Raw genomic sequence first — 11,785 nt, 5'->3', positions numbered from 1 at the left:
CGCTTTCAGTCTTGAGGCTTCATGGGCGAGCCGATGCCGAGTTCGGCAACCAGGTCATAGGCGTCGCTGCGATAAAGCGCGCGCGACATTTCCATCACGCGGCCGGTTTCGAGATAGGCAATCCGCTGCACCGAGAGTGCTGCCGAGCCGGGCGGGACGCCAAGCAGCTTGGTTTCCTCATCCGTCAGCAGAACGGCCGAGATGCGCTGGTTGGCCCGCACAGGACGGATGCCGGCGTCCAGCAGGCAGAGGTAGAGAGAGTCCTCTATTCTGTCCGGATCCGGCAGCAGGTCGTCCGGCAGGCTGGTGCGTTCCAGCGCGATCGGCATGTCGTTGGCGGTTCTGAGACGATCGATGCGGGCGACACGTGCGCCGCTGACGAGGCCGAGCATCATGGTTTCTTCGGCCGTCGGATAAAACAGGCCGCGTCCCAGCCAACGAGAGCCGGCAACCATGCCGCGCCGGCGCATGTCCTCGGTGAAGGAGGTCAGCTGGCTCAGAGGCTGTTGCATGCGCGGCACGGGCTTCACGACAAAGGTGCCGGACCCACGACGGCGGACAAGCAGGCCTTCCTCCACCAGTTCATCGATCGCCTTGCGGACCGTCACGCGGCTGATCTCGGCCGCTTCTGCGATGTCGCGCTCGGCCGGCAGGGCGTCGCCGTGCTTGAGGCGACCCGAGGCGACGGCGTCTTCGATCATCTTTCGCAGCTTCACGTAAAGCGGTCCGCCGCGGACGGACTGAAGTTGTTCCAGGGGAAGGGGCGTGCTCATGCGGTTCCTCTGCCCCAGTGGTGGAGAGACCGCAAGCGGAGGGCAATTGCGCATTCCGTCTTCGGTGTCTGCATGCTTCCATCCCCTCGGTGGTCTTTCTCAAAACAATACCAACCAGAAACCTATTTCGCAAATGGTTTTGAAAAGGATGTGCGCATGAATGTTGATATGAAGAAATTTCGCCGGAAAAACAGCAATTTGGATGTTTTAAAGCTGATTTTGACATAACCCGCTTTACGATTGGACTAGTTTTGGTATCTTAAATTAACGATTGGAGAGGAGCCCAATCCAAAGCCTCTGCGCCTTCTTCCGAGATGGGATGAGTTGCGACTGCAGGCCCCGGCATTTCGGCTCTTCATCCAATATCGTAGGCAGTTATGAAAACCATTTTCATCAACGGTGGGATTTTCGCTTCCCGTGTTGACGATCTTGGAAAATTGACGCAGTCTGCGAAAAATAATTACGAAAGCAGGGGAATGCATCATGAAGGTCGCGATTATCGGACTCGGATTCCGTCTTGGATATCTGGGTCGGGTGTTCAAGGAGATTGATCCGAGCTTCGAGATCGTCGGCTATGTCGATCCGGCGCCAGCCGGGATGGTAACGCTCGATGAGCATGGTATCTCTGCCGGCAAGGTCTACGAGACGCCTGAAGCTCTGATCGCCGGTGAGACTTTCGATCTTCTGATGATCGGTTCGCCGAACCACCTGCATCTCGACCATATCCGGCTCGGCCTTGAGGCTGGCCTGACTGTCTTCACCGAAAAGCCGATCGTCACCAGCATCGAGGAAAGCTATACGCTCGCGTCGCTGCTGAATACCTATGGCCACGATCGTCTGCTGGTCGGTCTGGTCCTGCGTTACTCCCCGCTCTACCGCGATCTGCGCAAGGCGCAGGAAGAGGGGCGTCTCGGCAATGTCGTCTCGATCGAGGCGTCCGAGCATATTCAGCCCTATCACGGCGCTTTCTTCATGCGCGACTGGCGCCGTTATGGCCGTTATGCCGGTGGCTTCATGCTGGAAAAGTGCTGTCACGACCTCGATCTTTACAACGGCGTGGTCGGTGCCCGTCCGCGTTTCGTCGCGAGCTTCGGCGGCCGCAAGAGCTTCGTGCCGGAAAATGCGCCTGAGGCAGAAGGTATCAACGACCTCAACGTCTATCACCGCAAGCCGAGCGGCTGGCAGGGCTCCGACAAGGTGTTCGACAGCGACGGCGACATCATCGATTTCCAGACCGCGATCGTCGAATACGAGAACGGTGTGTCGATGACCTTCCACACCAATCTCAATGTCCCTGACGAGTTCCGTCGCTTCTGCGTCATCGGCTCGAAGGGCATGGCGGAAGGTGACTTCGTGCGCGGGTTCATGGATGTCCATGACGCCCGCACCAATGAGAAGGTCATTGCAAACACATACAAGGCCCCGTCCTCTCTGTCGCAGCACTACGGTGCCGACGAGCAGATGGCAGAAGACGTGATTGCCTTTGTGCAGACGGGTGCCAAGCAGCCCGTGTCCGCCATCGATGCGCTCGAAGCCGGCATTCTGGCGCTTGCCATGGATGAAGCGCGGCTCGCCCGCAAGGTCGTCGATCTGAAGCCGGTCTGGGAGAAGTTCGATGGCTGCCTGCACGGCACGTCGGACGCTTCCGCCCGTGTTCGGTCGGCGTAAAGGAGCGGTCGGATGCAAGCTCGCCGAAGTGCTATCATCTTTGCCTGGCTGCTGATTGCGCCGGCCCTTCTCTATATCGCCGTCATCGTCGCCTATCCGCTGGTGCAGACCTTCATTCTCTCGTTCACCGACGCGTCGCTCAAGAAGACGACAAATTGGGTGGGCTGGGTGAACTACGAGAAGATCTTCAACGATACCTTCGCCACCGTCATCATCAGGACCTTCATCTGGACCTTCTTCTCGGTGTCGATCAAGATGATCATCGGCACATTCGGTGCCGCGATGCTGAACACGGCGGTGCCTGGCCGCACACTTTTCCGGGTGCTCACCATGCCGCCCTGGATCGTGCCCATGGCGATCGGCATTTTCATGTGGGGCTGGATGTATAACGGCCAGTTCGGGATGATTTCCGGCGTGCTGCAGCGCATGGGCGTGGTCGACGGACCCGTCGCCTTCCTGGCCTATGGTTCGACCGCCTTCTGGGCAACGATCTTCACCGATGTGTGGATCGGTGTGCCGATGGTCACGCTCTACATGCTGGCTGCCATGCAGGCGATCCCCCAGGATCTCTACGAGGCCGCATGGACGGATGGTGCAGGCCGCTTCTATCGCTTCCGCCGCATCACCCTGCCGCTGATCCTGCCGGCCATGATCACCATGTCGATGCTGTCCCTGATCGCGACCTTCAACTCCTTCGACATCATCTGGATCCTGACGCGCGGCGGGCCGAGCGGCGAGACCACCACGATGATCATCGATACCTATCACACCGCGATCGGCTCGAAGAAATACGGGGAGGGTGCCGCCCGTGCAGTCCTGATCTGCATCTTCCTCTCGATCTTCTGCGTCGCCTATTTCCGCGTGACCAGCCGTCTCTCGCAGGAGCATGCCCGATGAGCTACGACAAGACAGCCCTGATCAACCGCTATCGCTGGTATGAATTGGTCGGCATCTATGCGGGTATCGCGCTCTTCCTGACATTCGTGCTCGCGCCCTTCGTCGAAGGCTTCCTGGTGTCGCTCAAGCCGCTCAGCCAGCTGTTTTCCTCGCCCTATCGTTTCTGGCCGGAAAACGGTTCGTTCGATGCTTACATCACCATGTGGGACAGCGTGCCGGGCTTTGCGCGCTATATCTTCAACTCCTTCTTCATCTCGACGATCGCAACCATGGTCGTGCTCCTGCTCGTGGTGCCGGCATCCTACGCCTTTGCCCGCTTCGAGTTCCGCGGTCGTGGCCAGCTGCTTGCAGCCTTCCTCGCGGTCAACATGTTCTCGGGCGCCGTGCTGCTCATCCCGCTCTTCCGGCTGATGCGGTCGATGGGCGTGCTGAACACCTACTTTGCGATGATAGTGCCGGGTGTCGCCTTTCTCATCCCGTCGGCCATCTGGCTGTTGCGCACCTACATGATGCGCATCCCACGGGAGCTGGAAGAAGCAGCCTATGTCGATGGCGCCGGCTATTTCTACACCTTCCGCCGGGTCATCCTGCCGCTCGCCACACCTGGCATCGCTGTCGTCGCCATCACCACCTTCATTGGCGCCTATGCCCAGCAGTTCATCTTTGCCCTCACCTTCAATTCCAAGACCGAATACATGCCGCTTCCGATCGGGCTGTTTGCCTATTTCGGTCGCCAGGAGGTCATCTGGAACGAGCTGATGGCGGCGAGCTTCGTCGGGATCGCACCCGCCATGATCGTGATCTTTTTCCTGCAGCGCTACCTCGTCAGCGGACTGACCGCTGGTGCCGTGAAATAAAGGCTGCCAATCAAAATTCGGGCCAACCGGACGCTTTCAATCTGTCAACAAAGGGGAACTACCGATGACAAGAAAACTGACCATGCTCGCAGGCTCGTTCGCCCTGCTCGCAAGCTCGGCGCTCACCACGCTAGCGGCCGACCAGGAGATCAGCTGGATCTATTGCGGCGACAAGATCGACCCGATCCACGAGAAGTACATCGCCGAATGGGAAGGCAAGAATGCCGGCTGGAAGGTCAAGCCTGAAGTCGTCGGCTGGGAGCAGTGCCAGGACAAGGCAACGACGCTTGCCGTTGCGGGCACACCCGTTGCCATGGCCTATGTCGGCTCGCGTACGCTGAAGGAATTTGCGCAGAACGAACTCATCGTTCCGGTTCCGATGACGGATGAGGAGAAAGCCTCGTACTACCCGAACATCGTCGACACCGTGACCTTCGAAGACACGCAGTGGGGCGTTCCGGTCGCCTTCTCGACCAAGGCGCTGTACTGGAACAAGGACCTGTTCAAGGCCGCCGGCCTCGACCCGGAAACTCCGCCGAAGACCTGGGCTGAAGAAATCGAATTCGCCAAGCAGATCAAGGAAAAGACTGGCACTGCCGGTTACGGTCTGCCGGCCAAGACCTTTGACAACACCATGCACCAGTTCATGCACTGGGTTTACACCAACAACGGCAAGGTAATCGACGGCGACGCCATTGTCATCGACAGCCCGGAAGTTCTGGCCGCCCTCCAGGCCTACAAGGACATCACGCCTTACTCCGTCGAAGGTGCAACCGCCTACGAGCAGAACGAAATCCGCGCCATCTTCCTCGACGGCAAGGTCGGCATGATCCAGGCCGGTTCGGGCGCCGCCTATCGCCTGAAAGACACCAAGGTCAACTGGGGCGTTGCTCCGCTGCCGCTCGGTCCGTCCGCCAAGGGTGAAGGCACGCTGCTGATCACCGACAGCCTTGCCATTTTCAAGGGCTCGGGCGTTGAGGAAAAGGCGACCGAATTCGCCAAGTACATCACCTCGACCGACATCCAGCACGAATACGAACTGCAGGGCGGCGCTGGCCTTACCCCGCTTCGTCCGGGCGCCGTGGTCGACCAGTTCGTTGCCAACGAGCCCTTCTGGAAGCCGTTCATCGACGGCATCGCCTATGGTGGTCCGGAGCCCCTCTTCACCGACTACAAGGGCTTCCAGAACGTCATGATCGAGATGGTCCAGTCTGTCGTCACCGGCAAGGCCGAGCCGGCCGATGCCCTGAAGAAGGCTGCCGGCGAACTCGAGCAGTACAAGTAATCTCGGGCAACCGAGGCTCCACGGGCCGGTTTTCGGCCCGTGGAATTCATCAAGCGGGTTTGGCTGGTCGCTACAGGACCGGCAATGGAGACTGAGGGTCGTGGGTCAGCTATTTCTGAAAAAGGTGCGCAAGTCGTACGGACATTTCGAGGTCATCAAGGGTGTCGATCTCGAGGTGAAGGACGGCGAGTTCGTCGTTTTCGTCGGACCCTCGGGCTGCGGCAAGTCCACACTGTTGCGCATGATCGCAGGCCTCGATGACACGACCGACGGTGACATCGTCATCGATGGCGAACGGGTCAACGACAAGCCGCCGGTCGAACGCGGCATCGCCATGGTCTTCCAGTCCTACGCGCTTTATCCGCATATGTCCGTTTTCGAGAACATTGCCTTCCCACTGCGCGTCGAGAAGCTCTCAGAAGAGCAGATCCGCGAGAAGGTGGGAGGCGTTGCCAAGATCCTGCAGCTCGATCAACGCCTGCAGCAGCGCCCAGGCCAGCTTTCCGGCGGCCAGCGCCAGCGTGTTGCCATCGGCCGCGCGATCGTGCGCGAACCGAAGATCTTCCTCTTCGACGAGCCGCTGTCCAACCTCGACGCGGCCCTGCGCGCCGACATGCGCATCGAGCTTACAAAGCTGCATCGCGACCTCGAAGCGACGATGATCTACGTTACCCATGACCAGATCGAGGCCATGACCATGGCCGACCGGATCGTCGTGTTGAATGCCGGCCATATCGCCCAGGTGGGTGCGCCGCTCGAGCTCTATCACAAGCCGCAAAACACCTTCGTGGCCGGCTTCATCGGCAACCCGAAGATGAACTTCGTGCCGGTCACCTGTGTCGGCGTCGATGCGATCGGCGTGACGATTTCCTATGAGGGCCAGACGGCGCTGATCCCGGTCGATGCGCGTCCCGATCTCGTCGGTCAGTCGCTGACGCTCGGTATCCGGCCTGAGCACACGCGTCTCAGCGAAGGCGATATCAACATCATGGTGACGCCCAGCGTCATCGAGCGGCTCGGCATCAACACCATCGCCTATGCCGCACTGCCGAACGGCGAACCCTATTGTGCACTCTTGCCCGGTTCGGCGCCGATCCGTGTCGAGCAGCCGATGGTCACCGGCATCATGGCGGCAGACTGCCACCTCTTCGACGCCAATGGCGAGGCGCTGGAACGGCGCATCGACTGGCGCACGCTCGACTTGCCCGCCTCCGTCACGGCGGCTGAATAAAGCTCCTCCCGGCCATGCCAAAGGCCAATCCCCTGGTCCGCCTTCGGGCGGACCTTTTTTCGTTTAGGGGAAGGGGCGGCTTGTGGTCAGCCCGGAAATTCGTCGAACTGCGGCAGGTCATCGAGGATCTCGTACCATGGCGCCTTTGAGCCGACGAAGATGTGCATGGTGGGCTTCATCGAGGGCGGGTCGATAAGGGTGCCCATGGGCACATGGACTTTCACACTGACATTCTCGGCGATCCAGGAGTAGACGAGGGAGCCGCAGGTGCGGCAGTGCATGTCATGGATGCCTTCAGGGTCTCCGTGGCGGAACATCGCGTCCGCACCTGCCGTCACCGTGAATTCGTCAGTTGTGACGCCGGCGATGGGCTTGAAGGCCGCGCCCGTGGTGCGGCGGCATTTCGAGCAGTGACAGTTGATCGCGTAGAGGAAGCGATCCGTAACCTCGTAGGTAACGGCGCCGCACATGCAGCCGCCGCGTAGCCGGCCTATTCCCGAGTTTGTGGTCTTCCTGCCCATGATCGTCCTCCTGGGGCCAAACTAGGCGTACAGGACAGCGAGGTGCAAGCCGTTACCAGACGAGCCCTCGGGCTGCGACCTCTTCCACACGGGTGACGATGCCGTCGCGGTGGAAGGTCATGATATCGAAGAGGTTCGAGACCACGCAGGTGTGGTTGGGGATGATCCTGACCTTTTCGCCGATCTCCGGTCGCCGGCCCTCAACCTTCGACAGGTCGACCGTGCCGTGCTCCTCGGAAAGACCTGTAATGACCGCGTCTGGATACTCGACGATCATGCCGTAGTCGGAGAAGCCGAGCAGGTCCGAAGTCAGCGCCTTGGAGCCGGCGTCTAGGATGGCGCGATCCTCTATCGGACGGGAGACGACGGTCGCCAGGATGTGCATGGCGCAGTCGTCGAGGCTGCAATGGCCAGATCTTGCCATCGCGCGATCGTTATAGACATAGGTGCCGGCCCGGTGCTCGGTCGCCGAGGTCACCTTATGCGCCGAGAAGAGACTGGGCGTGCCGCCATTGGAGACGATGGGGCAGGCAATGCCACTGGCCGCGAGGCCGGCGAGTGTCGCAGCGAAGAATGCTTCGACGGCCTCTTCTGTGTCTGCTTTGGGATAGGTCAGGATGCCGCCGAAGGTGAGGCCGGGGGCAGCAGCGATTGTCTCGGCAAGTGCTACGGCCTCATCCGGGCTCTGGACGCCACAGCGTCCGCCGCCGGTGTCGCATTCAACGAGAACGGTCAGCGGGCGGGTCTGTGAGAAAGCGCAGGAAAGTCCGCGTACGGTGGTTTCGCTGTCCGCTACGACCTTCAGGCCGGAAATGCGGGCGTTAAGGGCGACGAGGCGCTTGTGTTTCTCGCTGCCCAGAATGTTGAATGTGATCAGCAGGTCTTCGAAGCCGGCATCGGCGAAGATCTCGGCTTCGGTGATTTTCTGGCAGTTGATGCCCTTCGCGCCCGCCTTGACCTGTTCGGCTGCGATCGCCGGGATCTTGTGGGTCTTGATGTGCGGACGGAAGGCGAGGCCGTGGCTGTCCATGTAGGCCTGCACACGCTCGATATTGGTGGCAAGCTTCCGCTCGTCGATCAGCGGTAGCGGCGTGGAGAGTTCTGATATCGGCTGGCCGGGCTTGGGGCGGGGGAGTTCCATCATGCGGCCTCGCTGCCTTCGGGCGTCTCGTGCGGATTGGCCATGATCGGCCAGATATCGCGGCGCACATGCCGATAGGCTGTTTTGGCCGGATCGTTCGGATAGGGTGTACCTGCGGCGCAGTAGAGAATTTCCGAGGCGATCTGCGAGAAGGCGGCATAGAAGTGGTTGGTCGACTTGATGACCAGCAGGTGCTTCGTCGTCGGGTCGATGCCGAGCGCGGTGAACAGCGAGGGATCGTAGCTCTGGACGCGGACCGAGCTCAGGATGATGTCGATACCCTCAAGCCGGATATGGGCGGCATCGCCGAAGGGGGCGATGCTGTCGCCGAAACGCATTTCGGCAGAAGGCACGACCTTGACCACCTTCACCAATGCGTCGACCGGGTGGCCGGTGCCGGGGGCCGATTTTGCGCCGAAACGCAGCGGGATTTCAGCGCCTTCGCCGGCGGCCATGCAGATCTGCACGGCAATCGGATCCCAGATCATGCCGACAGCGGCATTCGTCACGCCTCGCGCCAGCATTTCCTCAAGGATCACGGTCGCGTCACCCGCCGTGCCGCCACCCGGATTGTCCCACATGTCGGCAATGACGACGGGGCCTTCCGGATAGGCAAGAGCCTTGTCGAGAGCGGTCTTCTCATCAATCTGCGGCATCATGAAGGTGCCGCGCTTGGCAAACAGCTCAAGGCCGAGGTCGCGGGCGAGCATTGCGCCCTTGTCAGCATTGCCGTTGGTCACAGCAATTGTCTTGGTGCCCATCTCAGGCACGTCACCGGCCATGAAGCCGTGGATAACAGAGAGTGACAGAACGTCTACATCGACCTTTTCAATGGCCATAAGTCTGTCAACAAAGCTGCGCATCGGCTCGCGCGACGTCGGGAAGATATCGATCATCCGGCAGTCGAAAACCGACATGACCGGCTTCACCCGACCTTCCAGCGTGTCGACTGCGATCCGCCAGAGATCTTCGGCGCGGTCGACGAAATCGGTGTGCGGGAACTCCTTGAAGACGACGAAGAAATCGGCGGCGGCCACGCGCTTTGCCGTCAGGTGGCTATGCGGATCGAGCTCTGCGCAGAGAAGGATATCAGGGCCGATGATCTCGCGTATGCGGGTCAAGAGATCGCCTTCCGGGTCGAGATAACCGTCTGCGACCATGGCGCCATGCAGGCCGAGCACCACGGCATCGACGGGCATGGCTCCGCGCAGCTGGCCGAGGATCTCGTCGCGCAGGCTCTCGAATGTCTGCCGGTTGACGAGACCTGCAGGATCCGCCCAGGTCGCTGTGCCTTCGATCAGGGTCCAGCCCTTGTCAGCGCAGACCTTGCGGCCAACCGTGATCGGCGCGGTGCAGAGCGTGGGTGTCGCGGGATGTTGTCCCGGAGGTGCATAGAGCGAATCCTCGAAGGCGCGCCGGTCGATGCAGATCGGGGAGAAGGTGTTCGTTTCCGTTGCAAGCGCGGCGGTGAAGATGCGCAAAGGCTGACCTCCGGGGTCTTGAGGGTTTGAGGGCGGTTCAGCGCTTGCCCATCGGATTGGGCAGATAACCGGTAAAGCCGGAGATTTTCCAGCGGCCTTCATGCAGGCGGCAATAGTAGAGCGTCTGCCAGCGCATGACGTCGAATGTGCCGTCTACCTTCTTGATGCCGCCGTCGAACTTCTTGCGCACCAGTGCCGTCTCGCCTGAGATCTCGATCTCTTCCAACGTCGTCGTCGTGAAGATTGCGCTACGCGGATCCTCGCCATAGGTCTGGGCGGCGAAGTCCTTGGCCTGCGTCAGCCACTCGTCGCGATAAGCGGGCAGATTGGGGAATGCCAGCGTCCACTTGTCCGGATCCTCCTCGCGATTGCCACTGATGCCGATGAAGCCGTCCTCAACGAAGTCATGGGCGACCATGCCCCAGTCGGCGGCGAGGAAGGCATCGATATCGCGGGGGACGAGCATCTCCCATATGGCATGGCGGGCTTCGTCTGTTGCCGGAAACGGATTGTGGAATGGGTCGCGCATATCTCCCCCGCTTTTAAATTCTTTTCATGAATGTCGATTTTGTCTGGTCAAAATCCGTTTTTTGTGGTCGCTTGTCAACGATAGAAGAAAATAATTTGCATGAGGGGTGTCCATGACGATCAAGCGTTACGGGGCCGAGAAGGCGGGTGCGGGTGGGCAGCGGCTGCCGTTTGCCCGCGCTGTCGAGGCCGATGGCTGGCTTTATGTTTCCGGCCAGGTAGCCATGGAAGACGGGGAGATCATCCCGGGTGGCATCATCGAGCAGACCCACAAGACGATCGCCAATGTCATCGCCATTCTGGACGAGGCCGGCTATGGGCTGGAGCATGTGGTGCGCTGTGGCGTGTGGCTGGATGACCCCCGCGACTTCTGGACCTTCAACAAGATCTACCAGCAGTATTTCGGCGAACACCCACCGGCGCGCGCCTGCGTCCAGGCCTCGATGATGGTTGATTGCAAGGTCGAGATCGACTGCGTAGCCTTCAAGCCTTCGAAATAAGAGAGAGGGCAGGGCATTGGATATCTTCGCGCGCATTCAGGAAGAGGCAGGGCAGTTTTCGGCCTCCGAGCAACGCATCGCGGATATCCTGCTCAATTCCTTCGACTTCGCCGTCAATGCCTCGATCATCGAACTGGCCGAGAAGGCAGAGGTCTCGCCGCCGACGGTGACGCGCTTCTGCCGTCGTCTCGGCTGCCAGAACTTCGCCGATTTCAAGGTGAGCCTGGCGCGCACGGCCTATGTTGGCGTGCGCTATCTCAACCCGGAGGCGCAGAGCACTGAGCCTGCCGATGTGGCCACCGATGTCATCACCAAGGCGCAGAACGCCATGTTCATGGTGCACCGGGCGCTCGATCCTGCAGTTCTCGACAAGGTAGCGGACCGGTTGGCGCGGGCAGAGATGGTTTATGCCTTCGGCTCGGGCGGCAATTCGTCGATGATCTCGGGCGAGATTCAGAACCGCCTGTTTCGTCTGGGCTCGCGGGTCACGGCCTCTGCCGATCACAATATGCAACTGATGCTGACGGCTGCTGCTCGCTCCAATGACGTTTTGATCGGCTCGTCGTTTTCGGGTCGCAACGCCGAGCTGGTGAAATGCTTCAAGCTCGCCCGCGAGAACGGCATCACCACGATCGCGCTCACCCAAAGCAACAGCCTGGTGGCCGAGGCGTCCGAACTCGTCATCGGCATCGATCTGCCGGAGGGTGAAAACATCTTCCGGCCGACCTCGACGCGCTTTGCCTATCTCGCCGTCGTCGACGTGATCGCGAGCCTGGTCGCCTATCGCAATCGCAAGCAGTCGCAGGTGACGCTGCGCCATATCAAGCAACAGCTGGTCGAACACCGCGATGGCGGAGACGACCGGCAACTTCTCGGAGACTGAGCCCATGCCAGTATCGATAG

General features: G+C 60.4%; 12 protein-coding genes. 7 read left to right on the top strand and 5 right to left on the bottom strand.

Annotated features, from left to right (window positions below):
* Positions 1–5: 5 nt before the first annotated feature.
* On the bottom strand, positions 6–773 hold the full coding sequence (locus C0V73_RS03820; protein WP_102018633.1) for a GntR family transcriptional regulator: 768 nt from the start codon (positions 771–773) through the stop codon (positions 6–8).
* A 483-nt stretch (positions 774–1,256) separates the two neighbouring features.
* Here C0V73_RS03820 and C0V73_RS03815 point away from each other — a divergent pair, with 483 nt between their 5' ends.
* From C0V73_RS03815 to ugpC, 5 genes are all read left to right on the top strand, one after another.
* Positions 1,257–2,441: a Gfo/Idh/MocA family oxidoreductase gene (locus C0V73_RS03815; RefSeq protein WP_102018632.1), complete on the top strand. Its 1,185-nt coding sequence runs from the start codon at positions 1,257–1,259 to the stop codon at positions 2,439–2,441.
* A gap of 12 nt (positions 2,442–2,453) precedes the next feature.
* Positions 2,454–3,338, top strand: coding sequence for a sugar ABC transporter permease (locus C0V73_RS03810; protein ID WP_102018631.1), 885 nt, complete (start codon positions 2,454–2,456; stop codon positions 3,336–3,338).
* Positions 3,335–4,195: a carbohydrate ABC transporter permease gene (locus C0V73_RS03805; protein ID WP_102018630.1), complete on the top strand. Its 861-nt coding sequence runs from the start codon at positions 3,335–3,337 to the stop codon at positions 4,193–4,195. The genes C0V73_RS03810 and C0V73_RS03805 overlap by 4 nt, the downstream gene beginning before the upstream one ends.
* A gap of 64 nt (positions 4,196–4,259) precedes the next feature.
* Positions 4,260–5,480, top strand: coding sequence for an ABC transporter substrate-binding protein (locus C0V73_RS03800; protein WP_102018629.1), 1,221 nt, complete (start codon positions 4,260–4,262; stop codon positions 5,478–5,480).
* A gap of 100 nt (positions 5,481–5,580) precedes the next feature.
* Positions 5,581–6,711 (top strand): sn-glycerol-3-phosphate ABC transporter ATP-binding protein UgpC, encoded by a 1,131-nt coding sequence (gene ugpC, locus C0V73_RS03795; protein ID WP_102018628.1) that lies wholly within the window; start codon positions 5,581–5,583, stop codon positions 6,709–6,711.
* Between the two features lie 86 nt (positions 6,712–6,797).
* On the opposite strand, the gene C0V73_RS03790 is transcribed toward ugpC, so the two are convergent.
* Genes C0V73_RS03790 through C0V73_RS03775 form a run of 4 tightly spaced genes read right to left on the bottom strand, consistent with a single transcriptional unit; the run spans position 6,798 to position 10,383 of the window.
* Complete coding sequence (locus C0V73_RS03790; RefSeq protein WP_102018627.1) at positions 6,798–7,232, bottom strand: GFA family protein; 435 nt, start codon at positions 7,230–7,232, stop codon at positions 6,798–6,800.
* Between the two features lie 52 nt (positions 7,233–7,284).
* Complete coding sequence (locus C0V73_RS03785; protein WP_102018626.1) at positions 7,285–8,376, bottom strand: D-TA family PLP-dependent enzyme; 1,092 nt, start codon at positions 8,374–8,376, stop codon at positions 7,285–7,287.
* Complete coding sequence (locus tag C0V73_RS03780; protein WP_102018625.1) at positions 8,373–9,854, bottom strand: M81 family metallopeptidase; 1,482 nt, start codon at positions 9,852–9,854, stop codon at positions 8,373–8,375. The genes C0V73_RS03785 and C0V73_RS03780 overlap by 4 nt, the downstream gene beginning before the upstream one ends.
* A gap of 37 nt (positions 9,855–9,891) precedes the next feature.
* Positions 9,892–10,383, bottom strand: coding sequence for a hypothetical protein (locus C0V73_RS03775; RefSeq protein WP_102018624.1), 492 nt, complete (start codon positions 10,381–10,383; stop codon positions 9,892–9,894).
* A gap of 112 nt (positions 10,384–10,495) precedes the next feature.
* Here C0V73_RS03775 and C0V73_RS03770 point away from each other — a divergent pair, with 112 nt between their 5' ends.
* A complete protein-coding gene (locus C0V73_RS03770; protein ID WP_102018623.1) occupies positions 10,496–10,882 on the top strand; it encodes a RidA family protein in 387 nt (128 codons plus the stop codon).
* A gap of 16 nt (positions 10,883–10,898) precedes the next feature.
* Positions 10,899–11,765 (top strand): MurR/RpiR family transcriptional regulator, encoded by an 867-nt coding sequence (locus C0V73_RS03765; protein WP_102018622.1) that lies wholly within the window; start codon positions 10,899–10,901, stop codon positions 11,763–11,765.
* The last annotated feature ends 20 nt before the right edge of the window (positions 11,766–11,785 follow it).

The organism is Rhizobium sp. TH135, from assembly GCF_002855515.1.
In the GTDB taxonomy this organism is placed as follows: domain Bacteria; phylum Pseudomonadota; class Alphaproteobacteria; order Rhizobiales; family Rhizobiaceae; genus Allorhizobium.
Note: the sequence above shows the minus strand (reverse complement) of the source record. Positions and strands in the feature narration are given on the sequence as shown.

Coding starts and splice junctions, on each gene's coding strand:
- C0V73_RS03820 (WP_102018633.1), bottom strand. CDS start 773: ATGAGCACGCCCCTTCCCCTGGAACAACTTCAGTCCGTCCGCGGCGGA.
- C0V73_RS03815 (WP_102018632.1), top strand. CDS start 1,257: ATGAAGGTCGCGATTATCGGACTCGGATTCCGTCTTGGATATCTGGGT.
- C0V73_RS03810 (WP_102018631.1), top strand. CDS start 2,454: ATGCAAGCTCGCCGAAGTGCTATCATCTTTGCCTGGCTGCTGATTGCG.
- C0V73_RS03805 (WP_102018630.1), top strand. CDS start 3,335: ATGAGCTACGACAAGACAGCCCTGATCAACCGCTATCGCTGGTATGAA.
- C0V73_RS03800 (WP_102018629.1), top strand. CDS start 4,260: ATGACAAGAAAACTGACCATGCTCGCAGGCTCGTTCGCCCTGCTCGCA.
- C0V73_RS03790 (WP_102018627.1), bottom strand. CDS start 7,232: ATGGGCAGGAAGACCACAAACTCGGGAATAGGCCGGCTACGCGGCGGC.
- C0V73_RS03785 (WP_102018626.1), bottom strand. CDS start 8,376: ATGATGGAACTCCCCCGCCCCAAGCCCGGCCAGCCGATATCAGAACTC.
- C0V73_RS03775 (WP_102018624.1), bottom strand. CDS start 10,383: ATGCGCGACCCATTCCACAATCCGTTTCCGGCAACAGACGAAGCCCGC.
- C0V73_RS03770 (WP_102018623.1), top strand. CDS start 10,496: ATGACGATCAAGCGTTACGGGGCCGAGAAGGCGGGTGCGGGTGGGCAG.